At 37.0% G+C, this 19,886-nt stretch carries 14 protein-coding genes; 9 read left to right on the top strand and 5 right to left on the bottom strand.

Annotated features, from left to right (window positions below):
* The first annotated feature begins 225 nt into the window (after window positions 1-225).
* The gene (locus GM920_RS04720; RefSeq protein WP_182953910.1) at window positions 226-495 is read left to right on the top strand and encodes a hypothetical protein; all 270 of its coding nucleotides are present in this window, start codon (window positions 226-228) and stop codon (window positions 493-495) included.
* 365 nt (window positions 496-860) lie between these two features.
* Window positions 861-1,919 (top strand): serine hydrolase domain-containing protein, encoded by a 1,059-nt coding sequence (locus GM920_RS04715; protein WP_182953908.1) that lies wholly within the window; start codon window positions 861-863, stop codon window positions 1,917-1,919.
* Between the two features lie 286 nt (window positions 1,920-2,205).
* Here the strand turns inward: GM920_RS04715 and GM920_RS04710 are convergent, their stop codons facing one another.
* A complete protein-coding gene (locus GM920_RS04710; protein WP_182953905.1) occupies window positions 2,206-2,907 on the bottom strand; it encodes a LytR/AlgR family response regulator transcription factor in 702 nt (233 codons plus the stop codon).
* Window positions 2,908-2,978: 71 nt separating this feature from the next.
* On the opposite strand from GM920_RS04710, the gene GM920_RS04705 reads away from it, so the two are divergent.
* A complete protein-coding gene (locus GM920_RS04705) occupies window positions 2,979-3,890 on the top strand; it encodes a NeuD/PglB/VioB family sugar acetyltransferase (protein ID WP_202986032.1) in 912 nt (303 codons plus the stop codon).
* Window positions 3,891-3,922: 32 nt separating this feature from the next.
* On the opposite strand, the gene GM920_RS04700 is transcribed toward GM920_RS04705, so the two are convergent.
* Window positions 3,923-4,909 carry a sensor histidine kinase gene (locus GM920_RS04700; protein ID WP_182953903.1) on the bottom strand — a complete coding sequence of 329 codons (987 nt, stop codon included), beginning with the start codon at window positions 4,907-4,909 and terminating at the stop codon, window positions 3,923-3,925.
* Between the two features lie 467 nt (window positions 4,910-5,376).
* Between GM920_RS04700 and GM920_RS04695 the strand changes: the two genes are divergently transcribed.
* The 3 genes from GM920_RS04695 to msrB all read left to right on the top strand — a co-directional run bounded on the left by GM920_RS04695 (window position 5,377) and on the right by msrB (window position 7,968).
* The gene (locus GM920_RS04695) at window positions 5,377-6,729 is read left to right on the top strand and encodes a hypothetical protein (RefSeq protein ID WP_182953900.1); all 1,353 of its coding nucleotides are present in this window, start codon (window positions 5,377-5,379) and stop codon (window positions 6,727-6,729) included.
* 11 nt (window positions 6,730-6,740) lie between these two features.
* Window positions 6,741-7,247 carry an endonuclease V gene (locus GM920_RS04690; RefSeq protein ID WP_182953898.1) on the top strand — a complete coding sequence of 169 codons (507 nt, stop codon included), beginning with the start codon at window positions 6,741-6,743 and terminating at the stop codon, window positions 7,245-7,247.
* A 208-nt stretch (window positions 7,248-7,455) separates the two neighbouring features.
* Window positions 7,456-7,968, top strand: a complete 513-nt coding sequence (msrB, locus tag GM920_RS04685; RefSeq protein WP_182953896.1) for a peptide-methionine (R)-S-oxide reductase MsrB — start codon at window positions 7,456-7,458, stop codon at window positions 7,966-7,968.
* Window positions 7,969-7,972: 4 nt separating this feature from the next.
* On the opposite strand, the gene GM920_RS04680 is transcribed toward msrB, so the two are convergent.
* The 3 genes from GM920_RS04680 to GM920_RS04670 form a co-directional block, all read right to left on the bottom strand.
* Window positions 7,973-8,680: a VIT1/CCC1 transporter family protein gene (locus GM920_RS04680; RefSeq protein WP_235964435.1), complete on the bottom strand. Its 708-nt coding sequence runs from the start codon at window positions 8,678-8,680 to the stop codon at window positions 7,973-7,975.
* Window positions 8,664-9,335 (bottom strand): cytochrome b/b6 domain-containing protein, encoded by a 672-nt coding sequence (locus tag GM920_RS04675; protein WP_182953893.1) that lies wholly within the window; start codon window positions 9,333-9,335, stop codon window positions 8,664-8,666. The genes GM920_RS04680 and GM920_RS04675 overlap by 17 nt, the downstream gene beginning before the upstream one ends.
* Window positions 9,336-9,454: 119 nt before the next feature.
* Window positions 9,455-13,495, bottom strand: a complete 4,041-nt coding sequence (locus GM920_RS04670) for a hybrid sensor histidine kinase/response regulator transcription factor (protein ID WP_182953892.1) — start codon at window positions 13,493-13,495, stop codon at window positions 9,455-9,457.
* A 587-nt stretch (window positions 13,496-14,082) separates the two neighbouring features.
* Here GM920_RS04670 and GM920_RS04665 point away from each other — a divergent pair.
* From GM920_RS04665 to GM920_RS04655, 3 genes are all read left to right on the top strand, one after another.
* Entirely contained in the window at window positions 14,083-15,342 is a 1,260-nt protein-coding gene (locus tag GM920_RS04665) for a glycoside hydrolase family 88/105 protein (protein ID WP_235964434.1), read from the top strand.
* A 20-nt stretch (window positions 15,343-15,362) separates the two neighbouring features.
* On the top strand, window positions 15,363-16,619 hold the full coding sequence (locus GM920_RS04660; RefSeq protein WP_182953886.1) for a DUF2264 domain-containing protein: 1,257 nt from the start codon (window positions 15,363-15,365) through the stop codon (window positions 16,617-16,619).
* Between the two features lie 305 nt (window positions 16,620-16,924).
* Entirely contained in the window at window positions 16,925-19,870 is a 2,946-nt protein-coding gene (locus GM920_RS04655) for a SusC/RagA family TonB-linked outer membrane protein (protein WP_182953884.1), read from the top strand.
* Window positions 19,871-19,886: the final 16 nt, after the last annotated feature.

The raw sequence follows: 19,886 nt of genomic DNA, 5'->3' as shown, positions 1-19,886 counted from the left end.
TTTAAATAGGGGGGATACTATTACATGATTTTTTTTCTTAAAATTAATAGAAACCATTTACCCCATTAGGGACTATGGTATGGCCCTAATGGGGAGAAATGGTGTGCTAACGTTTAAAGCATTAGGTATTAGTGGGATTTAAAAATCACTAACGCGGTGCTACTTATGAAATGGATTAAAGTCATATCGGTTCTTAGTCATTGCAGGTTAATACTTACCGTAAGCATGACCAGCAAGAACCATCACCTACTTTTTTCGAAGTCAGCTCCAGCGGGAATTATTAGTCTGGAACTTACCCGGAATAACAGTACACAATATCAGGTTTTTACGGAATGGAACCGACCGGGGAATTATGTTTATGTGAGGGACTGGAGTAGTCCTTCAGTAAAATCATATGAGCATCCCATAGAAGAGAAAAATTTTTATGAAGTGGTCGCTCCGGCAGTAGCATTCATCAAACGATTAGTCGCAATTAGATCAAAGCTGACACTGTAAATCGGGTTGTCTCCGAGCGCAAGGGATGGAACTATCGAATAGTCGGGCCAACGGAGGAAATGATAGCCAACAACTGGCCTGTTTTACCATTGGGTTGGCAAATTTCAGACAACGCCCTTCTGGCGATGAGAAAAAGCATAAAAGATCAGTCACTCAAAATGGATACTGTGCTCATGCCGTTTGGTCATCTTTATGTTTCGCAAATATCTGTAAAATAGTATTTTGTGATTACTCGTACTTCTCTTTTTAATTACTCGTACTATTTTTTTTAAACAAATGCGTTCGACTACCTTTACTCGGTCGCCTAGTTTTAATTTCTTCCAGATGTTTGTATCGAACTAATTTTTAAACTAAATCACGATACAATGAAAACCTCCTTAAAGTTCTTCGCCGCGCTATTGTTAATCAGCAACATCTCTTTTGCACAAGAGATCCCAACAAGGATTGATTCCTTAATTAAGGCCAATTATAAAAAGAATCCTGAAATAGGTATCAGCCTTGGTTTTATCAAAAATAATGAAGAATTCTACACAGCCTACGGTAAGTTGAATGCACAAGGTCAAGATGAAATAAATAAAAACTCTATATTCGAAATCGCTTCAGTCACTAAAATTTTAACCACAAATTTAATTGCACAAGCGGTTCTTGAGCATAAAATAAAAATAGATGATTATATCGACGCCTACCTTCCTAAAGCGTATGTATTACAGGGAAATCTTAAAAACAAAATAAGAATTTCTGACCTGGCATCTCATCAATCAGGATTGCCTGATATAGACTTTGCCAAGTTAATAGAACTCGATCCGCAACAGCCTGTAAATAGTGTCACTGAAGAAACGTTGGCTACTATAATCAATAACTGTACTGAACTTAAAGATTATGGCAAATACCGTTATTCTACGATTGGAATTACTTTACTCGGACAAATATTGGAACAAGTCTATGGCAAGAGCTACGATGAAATTATTAGAAAGAAAATAATAAATCCCTTAAAAATGAAGAATACACTAACGATAGATTTTGATGTAAAAAACAAAACTCTTGGTCATAATCCGGATGGTGGTATTCAGGAATTCTTCAAATGGAATGTTACCGCACCTGCTGGTTTGGTGAAATCTAATGCTGCTGATATGGTAAAGTATTTAAAAGCAGTCTTAAACAACGATAATGCAATCGCCAAAGCAGCGCTAATTACAGAGAAAATCTTCTATAAGGACAAAAATAGAGAAATGGGATTGGGATTAAATATCATAACTGATGATAAAAATACAATCTATTTAAAAACGGGAGATTCTATGGGACAATCTTCGATTATCTGTTACAATAGGGCTAAAAACTGGGGCTTTATCATCCTTCTAGATCAAAGGAACTCAAAACTGAGACAGAATTTGTTAAATGGAATTAATGAGACCATCTTGAATTAAACAATTACCGGGCAAAATCGTGTACAAGCCCTTACTGTTAAGGCGTAAACCCCATGCAGACCTATTGCATGGGGTTTACGCCTTATTCAATACCATATGCTGACCCGCTTACGCGCTTTCAATATTTCTTTCAGGCGCTAATCTACTCTGACTGATATACCATTTGTCGTCAATAAGGGCATATTGGTCCGTATAAAAGCCTAAAAGTAGTAGTGTACTTTCATGCTTAGGTCTGGCAGTTACTATTCATAGCGATATTTATTCAATACATGAACTCAAGCATAAATTAAGCGCTTTTTGTCCATTGTTTTACCTGCTCAGCATAACTTTCGCCAATAGGCAGCATGACCTCATTTAAGCAGACTTTTTTATGTTGTACAGATTTCACCGCGGCAACAGACACAATATAGCTGCGGTGAATTCTCTTAAATTGCTCCTCCGGAAGTAATCCCAACATCTTTTTTAAGGTCATTAAGGTAAGTACTGTTTTGTTCGTTTTAAGGTGGATCTTGATGTAGTCTTCCATACTTTCAATGTATTCCACCTCATTGAAAATAATTTTGATCATCTGATAGGCGGAATGGACATAAATAAAGGCATCATCCTGCTCTGGAGGGGTACTCATTTTATATTTTTTCACCTCGATAGCCTTGTCCAGTGCTCTAGAGAACCTATCGTAGTCAATTGGCTTTAATAAGTAATCCAGGGCTTCCAGCTCGAAACCATCAAATGCGAACTGCTTGTGAGCGGTCGTGAAAATGAGCATAGGTTTGTTTTTTAGCGATTTCGCCAAATCAATTCCAGAAATATCTGGCATGTTGATATCCAGAAATATTAAATCTATCTGAGCTGTGGATAAATACTCAGCACCAGAAATGGCATCTTCAAACGTGTGGATGAGCTGGACATCTGGTCGGCGGCCAATATAGGTTTGGATCAGTTCCAGTGCTAAAGGCTCATCATCAATAGCGATACATTTTAAAAGCATGCAATTAGTTTAAGGGATTAAATATATAAATAAACAAGGATACCAGTAGGAGGAAAATTTTGTCGATACAAATGTCCTGTTTATCGGGACATATCCAGATAAAACCTGGAGTTTTAACACTTTTGACTCAACATCCCTTTTTATTAATCAAATGGAAAGAAATGTATGGTAGGAAAGGGGGGGCCTACCTACCACACATTTTAACTTCTCATGTTTTACGTTTTCAATTTCTGAATGAATGGCAAGCTGATTATCTCGTTAATAATCAGCTTGTTGTTTATCATTCTGTTGAAATGATGAATCATCAGAGGTCTAATTATTGTTTTTTATCAAGATCAATTATGTTAATCATCGGGGCTAAGGGATTTGCAAAAGATATTCTAGAAATTCTTCAACAGAATGATGAACTCAATCAACTGGTTTTTTATGATGATTTAAGTTCAGATGTTGAAGCGGAATTATTTGGAGAGTTTCCAATCCTCAAATCCATGGAGGAGGCTGAACAGTACTTTTTAAACGTGGATGCCAGATTTTCAATTGGTATTGGAAACCCTAATTTAAGGGCTGAAATGTACCATAAGTTTACAGCATTAGGCGGCTTATTTCATGCTACAATTAGTCCAAAAACAGAGATTGGTCACTACGGTGTGAGCATAGGTAAAGGCTGTAATATTTTATCTGGTGTCAAAATTTCTAATAGTGTCGAAATAGGGATGGGAACGATGATCTACTATAATTCTATCATAAACCATGATGTGGTGATTGGTGATTTTGTTGAAATATCACCCGGTGCTATGGTTTTAGGGAATTGTAAAATAGGGAGCTTTACCCATATCGGATCGGGCGCAATCATATTACCCGGGGTGATCATTGGTGATTATGTGAAAATAGCAGCAGGAGCTGTAGTAACTCATAATATGCCGGACAATGTCATGACTGCAGGTGTGCCAGCAATTATAAAGAAAATAAACTATTATAATTAGCGCAAAATAATCTTGCTATGGAAATCAATAAATTAGGATACCAGTAAGAGGTTGACGGTGAAAAGGTTGTTTTTATCGTCTATTTCTAGTTTGTATTTTCCCGGATAGAGATGCTCCAGTCGCTGTCTGGTATTGGAGATCCCAAGACCTTCCCGGTTGTTTAAATTTCTATTTTCAAATATGGTATTTTGGGCATAAAAGCTGATCAGCTTCGGCTCAATTCGGATTTTAATGACAATATTAGTCTCACTATGATTGCTTAAGCCATACTTAAAGACATTTTCAATGAAAGTCATCAAAATTAAAGGGGAGATCTGGTGTCCCTGAGGATTTCCAATTACCTCATAGGTCAAGGTGATTTTTTTTCCAAGACGGATTTTTTGCAGGGCTATAAAGTCATCAATGCAGTCTAATTCTCCTTCTAAGGAAACAAAGTCTGCTCCAGCTTCATCAGTTACATAACGCATGATATGAGACAACTTCAGAATACTTTCTGCAGCTTTTTCATTTCCAGTAATGCATAAAGTATAGATATTGTTGAGCGTATTGTATAAAAAGTGTGGATTGATCTGGGCCTTTAAAAAGGAAAGCTCCGCGTTCGTCTTTCCCGCTTCAGCAAGGATTGCCCGTTTTTCAGTAAGTTGCCACTCTTTTATGGTTCTCAATGCAATTCCTATACCTATGACCATCAAAAAAATAAACAGACTGTTGATGTCAAAAAAATAGCCTTTGTTCCGATCTCTTGCTCCAGGTAATGTTGTTGTTTTTACCACATCCGGTAAATGAGTTTTAGATATGGCTGAACGGGGTTTACGATTCAGTTGTATCAGTTGATCAAAGGGTTTGATCATGAAAACAAAAATGACTAATAAGGTGATAATCGAAAGACCATACATGAGGTACTTTTTATTGAAATACAGTTTTGGAAAGAGGTAATAGGCATTGAGGTAAAAAATGACCATATACAAGAGGCAGAATTTAATATAGGTCCAGACATGGTTCCCTGAAAAGGAATTCATCAAATTGTGTCGTTGATTAATGAAAATTATTGGGAAACTTATAAAAAGTATCCAGGCGGCAAAATGTATAATAATGTGCGATGTTCTTACTCTGCTCATATACAAATCAACCTAAATTAGGTGAAATTCTAATAATTTGTCGGCTAATACCATAATTGTATAGATGAATGATTCATGCCAGACTGTGTATACGTGAATATACAAAACTGAGGCTGTAATTACTTAATAGCGTATGTAATTTTGTCTCTACAGAAGGGGAAAACAGATGAATTACATAAGACTATGCAACTATTAAAAAAGAGCTGTGTATGCTATCCTGTTTGTGGAAAATACATTTGCCAAATTTGTTGATGATTTTCTAAAAGTTGCTGGATTTAAGCAAAAGAGTTTGTATTATCGTATTGATTAAGGTTGTTTGGATTAATCAATCGTGGAGAATGTTATCAAGGCACTATAAATAGAAAAATATGGGATTATTTGACTTGTTCAAAAAAAGAGAAAATAAGGAAACACTAAAATCAGAAACACCAAAAACTGAACTGTTTTTATCAATAAGTAGGTACAACGAATACATTGTCCGATTTGTAGGCATGCAACAACAGGGAAATTTTGCACCCATTTCAGCATACGAGAAACCAGATGGTGAAATTGTTGGTTTTCTGTATTTTTTTTCAGGAGATGATGAGTCCTATACGCTTTCTGCACAAGAAGTAATTGGTAAAATGGAAACTAATTTTGAACATAAATTAGCAAACAACAAAATTAAATCCTACACCATTTTCTATCATTCTCAGTTTGCAAACGACGACAATCATAAACTTGCGAATAGTGATGAGGAACTTAAAGCGATTAGTATTTCTTATCATTTTAAAAATGGGAAAAAGGGAAAAATCGGACTTCCTTATCACTATGAAAACGATGTTATAAAGTATCATGGATTTACAGATTTTAGTAAGGAAGAGAATGATGCCATTTTCAGCACTGAATTAAAAGACAATAAGAATTATTTCGAAGATAGGGAAGAGGTTAAATCACCAATAATTGAAAATGAAATTGGGTTAAAAATCAAGAAATCCAATAGCGCTGATTTGGATAATACTTGGGGTGGAATATTTGGCTTTGATCGTTATGAAAAACCAAATGGAGGTCAGGCATTAAGAGATCATTTTGTATTGGCTATTGAAAATGGTGTCGTTATGTCTAAGGATAATGTTTCTATTTCTCAATTAGAATACGAAGATGTGATTTTGAAAGGCATAACAGTCGATGAAAGACCGATAACAATTTTGCCGGTAATAAAAACTGATTACGTAGTTGATGTTGTGAATAAGGAAATAACTGAATGGGAGAATTTTGATAATCTAAAAGCGATAATAACAGGCAATAGTTGTGATGAATTTGGACTAATTTATTTTGCCACAGATTATGCAGAAAATAGAGAAATCTATCTTTCGAAAAAGGAACTGAATGTAAATATTAGCGGAATTGCTTTTGTTTTAGACATCAGTACACTTGATAATTTAGAAGGAGAGCCAAAATTTAGTGAAGACTTTACCATGTACATGCCCAGTAAAGATTTAACGAATTATGCTTGTTTCGACTTTATAGGTTTGTTACAAGATTTTAAAGCAACAGAGTTACTTGTAGACAGCAGTTTAAAAGGTTACCTGATGAAGGTTCAACTTGTTAATGCCCCAGGCATTAAAGACTTATTTACAATTGATATTTTTGTAGCGGAAGAGAATATGAGATTTACGGAATTAACAAAGGGGATGAAATTATCCGGAATGTTTCAAATGCAAGGACACATCGCAAAATAATAAACAGTTCAATGAAATTAATTATAGACGTAGCTTATGAGGGCAATCAAGCAAAAGTAGTTGGTGGTTTTTTTGAAAATTGGTTTGATGATTCTTTGGTAAAACAATCCATAAAAATCGTTGACAATGTACAGGATTATGTCTCTGGAGAATTTTACAAAAGGGAGTTACCTTGTATTTTAGAATTTCTAGATGAGGTCAATCTAAAAGAAATAGAACTCCTGATCATCGACGGCTTTATTTATTTAGATGACGAAAGAAAAAAGGGATTAGGAGCATATTTGTATGATAGTTTAGCTGAAAAAATCCCTATCATTGGCGCTGCCAAATCGAGATTCTACAACAATACAAAGTATGTACAAGAAATATTTAGAGGCGAGAGCAAAAAACCATTGTATATCTCTGCAATAGGAATTGAGCTGCCGGAAGCATCATTATTAATAGATAAAATGTTTGGGAAGTTTCGCTTGCCTAGCTTGATAAAACAAGTGGATACAGAAACAAAAAACAAATGGTAATTCAATAACTTCTTTATTGGGATTACATTAACCATTCATTTAAGTTTTTCCCTTTTGTTTTTTACTTAAACCGGATTATAAATAAGTAGGAGTTTTAAAACTTTTTTAGCTGTTTAATCGTAGTTGTATTTGTAATCATCTCATGATAAAAATATTATAAATTATGAAGAAGCTGTAAGGATTTGCTTTACAGCGCAACTATAATCATATGAGAAAGCTAAATTTTTTGATGATTCCACTTTTGGTACTTGCATTGAATGCTTGTAGCCAGAACCCAGCATCACAACGCCAAAAAGGGATGACTGACTATTCTGAGGATACAAAATTGTACCCTGATGCAAAACCAGCCCAATACTGGAAAAAGATTTTGTCTCCCCAAGCTTATGAGATCATGGTAAACAAGGGAACTGAAACCCCCTTTAAAAATCCCTATTGGGACAATCACAAAAAAGGAGTTTATGTAAGCGCGGCTACCGGCAAGGCATTATTCAGTTCAGATGCAAAATTTGAATCTGGAACGGGCTGGCCAAGTTTTTTCCAACCAATTGATGCCAAGTTGATCAGGGTGGTTAAAGATACCTCTGATGGGATGGTTAGAGATGAGGTTGTTGAGGCAAGTACAGGGCTACATTTGGGGCATGTTTTTGATGATGGACCTCAGCCAACCGGCAAGAGATATTGTATGAATTCTTATGCTTTTAAGTTTATTCCAGTTAAATAGGAAATTATGTTGTTTTTACTCCAAATATATAGCCGACTAATGCGGTCATCAACATGGCCGCGGTTCCCCAGAAACAAATCCTCAGTACAGCTTTTCCTCGGTTTGAGCCACCCGCCTTTGCCGCAACCATTGCTGACAGTGCTAAAAATAGGATGGCAAAGCCATACTGGTAAATGACCATTAGTTTTATTGGCGCAAATATGGAAACCAGTAGGGGAAGCAGGCCACCAATAATGAATGAGGCTGCGGAGGCGAATGCAGCCTGCATCGGTTTTGCCTGGGTGATTTCATTAACACCCAGCTCGTCCTTCGCATGTGCTGCCAGAGCATCATGGGCTGTAAGCTGGACGGCTACCTGCATGGCCAAATTTTCATCAAGACCTCTATGCTCGTAGATTTTTGCCAATTCTTGCAATTCTAGTTCAGGGCTTTCGGCCAGTTCCATTTTTTCTCTGCTCAGGTCAGCAGCTTCAAGATCTGATTGTGAACTTACAGAAACATACTCTCCGGCAGCCATGGATAAAGCTCCGGCAACCAGCCCAGCCACTGCAGCAAGGACAATAGGTTCACGGCTGGTACTGGCGGCGGCAATGCCTATAGCCAGACTTGTGGTCGAAAGGATCCCATCATTGGCTCCTAAGACCGCAGCCCTTAACCAGCCACTTCTGTTGGTATAATGCTCCTCAACTTCCATTTTATACTTTTCCTCCATTGATCATGTCAGATACAATTCCTTTGCTTTCTTTTCTTTCGGCAAGGAGAACACCAATGATGTGTATAGCAATAAAGGCAAGGATGAGGTACATACAAAAACCATGAAAATCTTTGATGCTGTGGCTCGTTGCATTGCTAATCCCTAATTCCTGGTCGAAAGCCATGGATAATCCAGTTAAGGCCATAATGGTCAGGAGTAGATAAAAGAATAGGTATAATGATTTAACGGTAAGGTCATGAAGGGCTAAGGTCGAATTTTTACTCCGTATCCGATAAGTACGATAAGCATCTTTTAGTCCGGAAAAAAAGCGCTGCCGACCAGGTTGAAAAAACTCAGCAATTAATCTGAACAGGAATAGCGTGGCAAGGGCATAGCCAAAATAGATATGTATAGCCCAAACTTTATCCTCCAATCCATGAGCTACACTTTTAGCTTGGGTAGTAGTGACAGATATACCAGATTCCTGCAATTGTTGTTGTACATAGCCAGTATTACTTTTGACATCAAACAAGGTGGAGTTTAACAGTACGGTTAACAATGAGCCGGTGATGACTAAGAGATTTAGCCAGTGCCATAATCTCACAGAAATATTATGTTTTTTAATTTCGCCCGGATGGTTAATGTCTTTTCTTAGCGGTTCAATGTTAGCCATATTGATTGTATGGGTTTTTATTTTACTTTTAAATTTAAGCTTATTATGTTAGAAATCAACTCTGTGGATCTACACCATACCGATTTTTCAGAAATCATTAGCTTTTTTCGCTCAATCCATTACTCAAAAGTGGAGGAGTTGTTATATTGACTTGGAGGTGTTCCAAATTGCTTTTTAAATTCTTTAGTGAAGTATTTTGTATCGATAAAGCCTACCATATATGAAATTTCTGATATAGAGTATTTTTTCTGACTGAGCATTTGAGCAGCTTTTTTCAACCGGATACTTTTCGAGAAATCATTTACGGTCATGTTTGTAAGCGCTTTAATCTTTTTATATAGAACAGATTGACTTATTCCCATTTTATCTGACAATATATCCACGCCAAATTCCCGATTTTCCATACTGTCTTCAATTATTCCGATAAGCTTTGATAAAAATTGCTCTTCCAGATTGTCTATAAGAATGTTTTTTGGTTCAAAAAGAAACTGTTGACGGTATTTAGCGGAAATTAGCGCTCTTGACTCCAGAATATTACGAACATTCAATAGCAAGACGTTTTTGCTAAAAGGTTTGGTTAAATAGAGATCGGCCCGCATCGCTAATCCACTGATCTGATCAGTCTGTGAGGTTTTTGCAGTAAGCAATATTACCGGAATATGGCTGGTTCTTTCGTCCGTTTTAATGTTTTGACAGAGTTCCAGTCCGTTTTTATTTGGCATCATGATGTCGCTGATAATCAGGTCTGGAATTTCATTTGTAGCCATTTCCAATCCTGCTAAACCATCCACACTTTCCAATATTTTATATTCTTTTTCGAGAATACTTCTTATTAATGCACGTAGCTTTTCATTATCTTCTACAATCAGGATTGTAAATTTTCCTATATCCTGAGCCAGGCTGCTGGACTGCAATGAGGTTTCATATACCTGTATATCATCAGATTTATTTTCCACTAGTTGTGGCTCACTAGAAATAGTCTGAGTATTGTGAATAGGTATTTTAATTGTAAAAACCGTATTTCCAGTTTCACTTTTAACAGCTATAGTTCCGTTGTGCAAATCAATGATGCGTTTACTTAAAGCAAGGCCAATACCATAGCCGTTGTTTTTATGCTGTCCATCTATCTGGTAGTAATTCGTGAATAACTTGTCATAATATTCAGCAGGAATTTCAGCTCCGGTATTCGCTACACTAATAATTACGGAATCTACTTCCTTATCAATGGTGAGTATGATACTCCCATTTTCTGGTGTAAACTTTACAGCATTGCTTAACAAGTTAAAAATGACTTTCTCCATTTGTCCCTTTTCTATAGCTACAAATAGTTCGTTTTCTGCATGAAAGAAGGATAAACTGATGTTTTTTATTGCACAGACCTCTTTAAAAGAACTATAAATCTCATCGAGAAAGCGAATGATATCATAATTCGAAAAGTTTAATTTTAAATTGTTTGTTTCCGCTCTTCTGAAGTCCATTAACTCGGTTACAAGTCTTACCAGTCTGTCTGTGTTCTTTTTAATATAAGTCAACTGTTTACTCACGATGTCGTTGTTTTTGGTTTCGTCGATAACTTTTTCGAGTGGCACCATAATTAAAGTCAGGTGAGACCTGATTTCATGAGAGACATTGGTGAAAAAATTCAGCTTTAACTGATGAAGCTCTTCATCTCTTTTTATAAGCTGTCTGAGGAAAAAAAAGCGCACAAAGAAGAAGGTGATTGTGCCGAGTATCATCATGTAAAGGGTGTATGCCCACCAGGTTTTCCATAGGGGGGGGAGGATCTTAATAGCGATATTGATAGGTTCACTCCATATACCATCATTATTTGCTCCTTTTACAGAAAACACATATTCTCCGGCTGGAAGATTGGTATAAGTTGCTTCCGGTATATAACTCTGATTCCAGTTTTTGTTAACTCCTTGTAGTTTGTAGGCGTATTTGTTCTTTCCTGGTTTGATATAATTTAGGAGTGCAAATTCTATGGTGAAAATATTCTGATTACTATTAAAGGTTAGTTTGGGACGTAGAATGATATTTTGTGGGAGAATCCCATTTTTTCCATTTGTTTTTTCAGCTTCATCATTAAATAGTCTTATACCTATAAAACTCAGGGGGGAATGGTCATTGTTTTGTTGAATCTCCAGGGGGCTAAAATAGGTTATGCCATTTAGTCCACCAATAAATATCGTTTCATCCGGAGCCTTATACAATGAATTGTAATGGAATTCATCTCCGGCAAGGCCATCAGCCATCGTATAAGTCTGAAATGTTTTTCGATCTGCTTTTAACCTTGATAAGCCATTTGTTGTACCAAACCACAAGTTTTTCTGCTGATCTTCCGTAATACTCAAAATGTTATTATTACAAAGTCCATCCTTCGTCGTGTACTTTGCTATAAATTTTCCCGTTTTCGGATTGTAAACCTGAATTCCTCCATAATTTAAGCCAATCCAGATATTACCATCATGGTCTTCTGTTACGATGTTGAATGTATTTATTTCCGGATCCTTCGGCCCGGAAGTAATGATGCTTAATGTTTTCTTATCCGGATGATATAGGAGGATTTCCTGATAGGTTACTATCCATATATGCTTGTTTCGGTCCTCATAGTACTTTTGGATACTCTTATTTTTAAAGTATTTCTTGAAAACCGGAGGTGTTATATCAGTAAGTGTTGTTCCTTCACGTTGGTATAAGGCATTAACCCCTGTTCCTCCAATCCATAATTTCTTTTGAGCATCTTCTAATATAGTAGTTACAGTTGCAGGTTTAGTTTCAGAATCGCTATTCCCGGAATAAAATCTTTTGAACTTTCCACTTGCGGGATCATACAAATTTAATCCTGTTCCACTGGTACCAATCCATAAATGATTATCTGTATCCAGATATACTTGTTTGATCAGATTTGAGCTCAGACTTCCAGGATCAGCTGAATTGTTAACAAAAGACTTAACCTGCTGCGTTTGCCTGTTAAAATAATTTAATCCTCCTCCTTCAGTTCCAATCCATAAATTTCCTTTTGCATCGCCAGCAATTGAACGGACAACATTGCTACTTAGACTGCCACTATTGCTGGAACTGCTTAATGTTTTGAATGTGGTTTTTACGCCATAGGAAATACTTACACCTCCAAAATAAGTGCCCACCCAAATGTTTTTTGCTTTATCCTCGAAAATGCTGTAAACAGAGTTTTGATTCAGACTTAATGGATTGTCAATCTGATTTTTGTAATTGTGGAAGTTATAATTTGCTGTATTGAAGACGCTGATTCCTTCTTGTGTCCCGATTATAATATTTCCTTCCTTATTCAGGATCATTTTCCTAATAGAATTATGACTAAGGCTATTTGGATTGTTATTCTGATGAACATAATGCTCAAATGTTTCGGATTTTTTGTTAAAACGGTTAAGCCCCCCGGTTCTCGTTCCAATCCAAAGATTTCCCTGTAGGTCCTCAACAATAGACTTAACCGGACCATCACTTATACTACTGTTATCGCCAGGTATATGTCTGAAGATCTTAACATCGGATATTTTTTTGTTGTACCGGCATCTGATCAGCTCCTTACTTGTGCCAATCCAAAAATATCCCTGCTTGTCTTTATAGGTAAATAGTACTTCTCCACTAACTAATGGGGAGATTTCTAATTGATTAGCGCTTACAAAGGAGTTTTTTTGTCGGTTGCTTACGAGATACAGCCCATTATCCGTACCAATCCATAGCTCATTCCCGTTTTCATAAATACAGGATACATTAGGTTTTATGGTTTTCTTTTGCTGGAAAAAAATGATGTGTTGAAAATTATCATTTACTGCATCATATTTGTTCAAACCTGTTGATGTACCAACCCATAAAGTTTTTTGATGATCACAATATATAGTGTTGATAAAACTGTTGCTCAAAGAAGTCGTATCATTTGGCAATGATTTATAGATTTTAAAACGTGTACCATCATAGCGATTCAAACCATATCGGGTAGCAAACCACATGAAACCATAACCATCCTGAGCAATATCAAGCACTGAACTCTGTGAAAGTCCGTCACTGACTTTAATTGAATTAAAACTTAGTTTTTGTGCTTTAACATTAAAAAACGGGTTAAAAATAAGCAGAATGAAAATTATTTTGCATAATCCGAACTTAAGATCGTTGTACATTTTTGTAAGTAAATATTTGGTTGGTTATGGTTCTAAATATAGAATTTTAGACCTAAAAAGAGGCTTGAAATAAAATTTTCCTCTATTTTAAGCAGGATTATCTCCACCCATTTTGAAGAGCTAGTTTCTTTTTGCTCTGGTCATGAACTCCTGGAATATCCTCCAGTATAGACTAATAATCTTCAAGGGCAACACATCCGGTTGTTTTGTCAAGTAGGGACATTCTTTCCAGGAAATCAAGCGGAATCTAATAAGTGCTTTACAGGAAATGAATACAAGTGTCGGGTTTTTAGCCCCTTATAGGGGCTTAAAATAAAATATTCCTCCATTTTAAACAGGATTACCCTCCATCAGTTTCAACTGATAAGTTCATTTTTGATTTTCAGGTGTTGCAAGCTTTTAGCAGACGCCTGGAAAAAATTCAAGGATTCTAATATCCCTGACAAGACACACAAAAAACCAAATTAAACTTAGTGATGCAAATGTACAAACGAACATTTTTATCCCTTTTGATCCTTTTCTGTTTTGAGACAGTTAAAGTGCAAGGACAAAATGGGATATCAAAAACCGACTCCTCTTATTTATTAATGAAAAAAGTTGCCGATTGGCAATGGAACACCCTCGATACTCATGGTTGGAAAAATCATAAAAAGGATTGGACCAATGGAGCCATGTATGCAGGCATGATGGCCTGGGCTAAACTGGCAAATGACGAGCGCTATTACAATAAATTAATACAGGTTAGTGTAGATAATAAATGGGATACCGGTAAATACAGACATTTTGCAGATGATTACTGTGTCGGACAACTTTATTCACAGTTATATACCATTTATAAAAAACCGGAATATATTCAGAAGTTTAAAGCCTTAGCGGATACCATTGTCACTTTGCCTCATACTGAAGGTCTGGAATGGAAAAACAGCATTTTTGTACGTGAATGGGCATGGTGTGATGCTTTGTTTATGGGGCCACCAGCATTAGGCTATTTAACCCAAGCTACCGGCGATTCCAGATACCTGGATAAATCAATTGCATTATGGTGGAAATCTACTGCATACTTATATGATAAGGAGGAGCACCTTTACTATAGAGACAGCCGTTACTTCAATAAAAAGGAAAAAAATGGAACTAAGGTATTCTGGAGTAGGGGCAATGGTTGGGTAATTGGCGGTTTAGCTCGTTTACTATCTGTAACGCCGGAAAATCATCCGGAGCGCAAAAAACTGGTTAAGCTATTTGTACAAATGTCGGAGAAGCTGGCCTCCTTGCAACAAGCAGATGGCAGCTGGCATGCCAGTTTGCTGGATCCGGAGACTTTTCCTGTAAAAGAAACCAGCGGTACCGGATTTATTTGTTACGCGATGGCCTGGGGCGTTAATAACGGCCTTATTCCTTATAAAAAATATGAGCCTGTTATTTCTAAAGCCTGGACTGCTTTAGCAACTTCCGTTCATCCTGATGGCAAGTTGGGGTTTGTACAAGCTCAAGGTGCAGCACCTGATAAAGTAGGTTATGACGATACCGATGTATACGGTGTGGGTGCTTTTTTATTGGCTGGCACTGAAGTGCTTCCGATGTACATAAACCATAGAAAAGATGTGTATGTAACTCAGGCTTATAATGAAACCGGAGTAGAAAAGGAGCAAACAATCGAGGTTAAATGGTCTGATCTATCTAAAAAGGTTAAGAAGCTTAGTCCTGATAAATTAGTGCTAAAGGATGCATCTTCTGGATTGTTGATTCCTTCAAAAGTAGAGTATACAAATGAAAAGCCACAATCGCTTCGCTTTACGGTAAAGGTTTCGCCTGGAACTCATAGAATTTTTGAAGTCACTAAATCATAATATCAGTCATAAAAAGAATCATGAAGAAAATAAAATATCTGTTTTTGATTGCGGTAATATCTTTTGCCGGCAATACAACAATTAATGCACAACAAAAGAAAAAGAAGCCATCTGTAGTAGTTAATGGTGCTCAGGATCGTGAGTATTGGGCGAATTTATTATATAAAATATCATCTCCGGTGATTCTTAATCTGGCTAATGGAACCTTAAAACAGAATATGCCAGTGGCAGTGCCTCCTGGCCAAAAGACAGACTTTTTTAAGAAAGTTACTTATCTGGAAGCTGTAGGACGCACCATGGCCGGTGTTGCTCCATGGCTTGCCTTACCTGATGATGAAACTAAAGAAGGAGAGATGCGTAAAAAACTTCGTACTGCTCTTTTAAAGGGAATAACAAACGCAGTAGATCCCGCCAACCCGGATTATCTCAATTTCAGAACAGAAAGTCAGCCAATAGTTGACGCAGCTTATATGGCTCAGGCTTTTTTAAGAGCTCCTAAAGCATTATGGGAACCGCTGGATGCAGTAACTAAAGCAAGGATCGCAGAAGAGTTTAAGACCTTACGTACAAGAACAGGTGCCTATAACAACTGGTTACTTTTTGCAGGTATTAACGAAGCCTTTTTAATGAGCATTGGACAGCAGGCAGATCCGGCGAGGATAGAGATTGCAAAAAGAAAAATTCAGGAATGGTATCAAGGCGATGGCTGGTATAGTGATGGACCAAGTTTAAGTATAGACTATTACAATTCGTATGTGATCCATCCAATGCTGGTTGATTTTTTTAAAGTTTTAGCTGATAAAAAACGACTGAATGTTGAATCCTATGACACCGCTGTGAAACGTATGGTTCGTTATTCAGAGTTTTCTGAACGAATTATTGGAACGGATGGAACTTATCCACCTTTAGGCAGGTCTGTAACTTATCGTACGGCAGCATTTCAGGCTTTAGGACAGGTTGCATTAATGGATAAGCTGCCTGCCGGAATTAGTCCGGCTCAAGTTCGCTGTGGCTTAACTGCGGTCATGCACCGAATGTTTGATCAGTATAACAATTTTGATAAAGACGGTTGGTTGGTTTTAGGTTTTTGTGGTGCTCAACCGGGTATTGCAGATGGCTACACCTCTACCGGAAGTTTATATATGGCAACGCTTGGGTTCTTACCTCTGGGATTACCTGCAGATCATAAATTCTGGACTGACCCTGCGGCAGACTGGACTTCCAAAAAAGCCTGGAGTGGACAGCCCTTCAAGAAAGATTATCACGTGGATTACTAATGGTATTTAAAAAAAATTAAAGACCATGTTTTAACTCATGGTCTTTAAAACAATAAAAATGGAAAAACACCTACCTGAAATTATGGACGAATAAAATTACCAGGATCATTATTGATCCTGATGTACTGCTTTTTGAAACCAAACTAAACCAAACCAAATATGACCAAAACAACTACTCCTTTCCTAAAAATGGGTCTCCATTTTTTCTATGAATCCAGTCTTCCTTTTGTAAGGGAGCATTCAGACTGGCAATCAACAGCATTCCAGAGTTGGATGCTATAAAATCTATAAACCTAAAAATACGAATGAAAATGATCCGAATTAATGCGTGTGCTTTGTGTACGGTATTACTTTCTGTTCTTTGCTCATCAAAGGTTGCAGCAAAAGTGTATCAAGACACGTTGCACCAGGACTCTGTCAAATTAAAACAGATAGATAAAAATATAGCCAAGAAAATCAGTAGTATTCCAAAATTAAAAGGCACCAGAGATACTGTAAATATTAAATTAGCGGCTTTAAGTCCTAATCTCTCCCTCCAGCAAATTGTTAAGGGGAACTTAGCCGGTGTATTTGTACAGGAGCCGAACGGTGAGCCTGGCACAGAACAAAGCATGATTGTACAGGGCGCATCTGGCCTGTTGTTTAACAAAAAAGATATATATGCACTTCAACCGGCAGTTTATTTAAACGGCGTTCCTCTGGTGCAGGATAATCCCTTTGCATTTGATGTTCAGAAGTATGATTACAATAGGATAGGGCCGGCCACAAACTTACTTGCGCAAATTGATATTGATAACATTGAATCGATATCGGTGATTAAGGATCCTTATGAGCTGGCAAAACTAGGTCCTAATGCTGCAAATGGTGCAATATATATTACGACCAAAAATGCCAAAGGAGGTTTAACGGACATCAGTTTAAATTCATACTTTGGATTTGTAACTGCTCCTAAAGTAAATACAGTGAATGGAGTTTATGAAAATAACTTCAGAAAGCCATTTTATGCAAAATATGCCAGCGCAGAAAATTACGCTGGTTATGCCTCTTATCTAAAAGATTCTACGAACACAGCTTATTATGGACCATCCAACTGGAATGACCTTTATTATCAGAATACGCCTACTTATTCGGTAAATTTAGGAATTACAGGGGGAGGGGACCGAGCCAATTTCAGGTTCTTTGGATCTGGAACAAAAAATGCCGGTAACGCTGATCACACTAGTCTTAACCGATATAACTTGTTTTTTGGCATTAATATGCTGCCTTTTAAATGGTTAACGGTATCAAGCGCCATAAACACCGCAAGATTAGATCGTTTTCGGAACAATAGCTTAAGAGATCGTTTCGCTGAGCAACGTTACATTCCCGATTTATCCAACCCATTATCCCCAAATGCAGCTATTTATCAAGGTTTCTTAAATGAAACTAAAAAAAATGTGGACAATAACAGGTCAACAATTCTAAATGGAAACTTAACGCTGGCTGCAAAAATCAATAAGTTAACCATAACTTCAAGCTTACTTTTTGATTATAACGAAGGTATCCGGGATTATTTTACGCCCTCAACTTTGTTGGATGGCGTGAGTTATATCTCAAATTATTTTGGCTATAGCCAGCGTATATTATTAAATAACAATGCTGCTTATAAATACGAAATCAATGAAGACCACACCGTTGATTTTGAGCTAGGCCAGAGTTTTCAAGGTGATACCTATAAGTATAATTATGCCCGGGCCTACAATGGACCAAATGACTTTGTGAAGCTGAATAAAGTACAAGGGGATGTGTTAAAGGATGACTATTTAAATACCCTTGCTGCCAGTGGTTTTTATGTTTTCAGATACATCGATAAAGAGCGGAATAATTTAATGTCTTTTTATGGTTCGGCTAAATATAGCTACAAAAAAATCCTGACTGTTAACGCCATCCTAAGAAGGGATGGTACTTCCAATGGGCAGCCTGATAGCAGGTGGGTAACCACACCGGCATTTAATGCGGATTGGGATATTAAAGAACAATTATTGAAAAATAATGAAACCTTTAATAGCCTACACTTAAGCGGAGGTTGGGGTAGGGTACTCCGGATATTTTTAGATGATCGTTTTGCCGCTGGTCCCCAATACAGATCTGAAAGTGGCTGGTATGAAGAACCAACAATTCCGGGGTATGGAAGCGCATTGGGTATCAACAGACCGTACGAAAGTGGTTTTATAGGATATGGTATTAAAGTCCCAACTTCCGACAGGACTAATCTGACCCTGAATGCCAGTTTCTTTAAAAATAGATTGAGCGCTGCTGTTACGGCCTATAATCGTAATGATAACAACCAGATCATTGGTCTGCCAGTCCCGTTTGAACTCGGATATAGTGCTAACTACAAATCCGGTATGAACATCAACAATAAAGGATTGGAATTGGTAGTTAATGGCTTGGTAACAGATCAATCTAAATCACTAAGCTGGACAACAGGTATTAACTTTAGCTACAACCAAAACAAGTTAAAAGCGCTCCCTGGAGGGGTAACTGAGCTCATTCTTAATGACAATAAACTTGAGGTAGGGAAATCAGCAGGTAGTTTTTGGTTATATACAAACCAGGGTATTTATAACACAAATGCTGAAATTCCTGAAGGCCTTACTTTCAATGGTATTCCAATTCAAGCAGGAGATCCTAAGTGGGTAGATTACAATGGCGATAACAGAATTGACAACAAGGATAAAGTAATGACAGGTGACCGCTTACCTAAATATGTAGGTGGCTGGAATAATACGTTGAGTTATAAAAATTTCGATTTAAACTTTAATGTAATTTTTGCCCTCGGACAAAAAGCCATTAACCAGTACGAAGCGAACCGTTATGGTTTTGTAAACGCGGAGACCGGTAATAGTATTAATTCTGTTAAAGAAATCTCCTCCTGGCAAATATTCGACAACGGAAAGAATTATCCCATTTATAATCCATTTAGCCCTGTTGATGCTTATCGCGTAGATCAGGATTTGTTTTTGGAAGATGCGTCTTATGCAAAATTAAGGTCGGTAACCTTAGGTTACGATTTTGGTAAAGCTAAATTCTTTAAAAAATCCGGATCAAATCTTAGGCGAGCTTATCTATATGTTACCGCCATGAATTTATTTACCATAAGCAAATTTAGTGGTCTTGATCCTGAGCTGATTAACTATAACGGATATTATGATGGTGCCAATTTAACGATTCCCCGAACTTTTGTATTGGGATTTAAATTGGATTTATAAAATATAGAACAAGAAG

It is taken from the genome of Pedobacter gandavensis, from assembly GCF_014172405.1.
Lineage (GTDB): Bacteria > Bacteroidota > Bacteroidia > Sphingobacteriales > Sphingobacteriaceae > Pedobacter > Pedobacter gandavensis.
This window is presented reverse-complemented; position numbering and strand designations above follow the sequence as displayed.